The sequence below is a fragment of the Deinococcus pimensis DSM 21231 genome (assembly GCF_000519345.1).
GTDB classification, from domain to species: domain Bacteria; phylum Deinococcota; class Deinococci; order Deinococcales; family Deinococcaceae; genus Deinococcus_A; species Deinococcus_A pimensis.
Genome location: NZ_KI912637.1, coordinates 145,678 through 146,103, shown reverse-complemented (window position 1 = coordinate 146,103; position 426 = coordinate 145,678). Strand labels below are relative to the sequence as shown.

The window sequence follows — 426 nt, the reverse complement described above, 5'->3', positions numbered from 1 at the left end:
ACAGCAGGGCGGGCACCACGACGGGCAGGGCGTAGGCGACGTTGGAGAGCGAGTCCAGCAGGGGCCGCGTCTTGAAGCGCACGGGGGGCAGGGAGTAGAGCGCGAACAGCAGGCTCGCGGCGAGCAGCACGAGGTTCGCGGCGGGCGGGAAGACGAGCGCGGCGTACGCGGCGAAGGGCGCGTTGAGCACGAGGATGGCGGCGAGGAGCGGGCCGACCTCGCCGTCGCGGACGCGCGCGCCCTGCCAGCCGCCCTTGCGTTCGGAGAGGGCGTCCTCGGCGCGGTCGCTGATGTCGTTGAGGCCGTAGATCAGCAGGTTGTAGGGCAGGGTGAGCCACGCGAGCAGCGCGAGCCAGCGCGCGTCCCAGGTCCAGAGGGTCCCGGCGAGCCACAGGCCGACCACGCCGACCCCGACGGTGTTGACCC

Annotated in this window: 1 protein-coding gene; it reads right to left on the bottom strand. The window is 73.2% G+C overall.

The window, feature by feature from the left end; translation table 11 throughout:
• Positions 1-426, bottom strand: a 426-nt coding sequence (locus tag DEIPI_RS29915; RefSeq protein ID WP_483782847.1) for a UbiA prenyltransferase family protein, incomplete at both ends; no start/stop codon positions are given.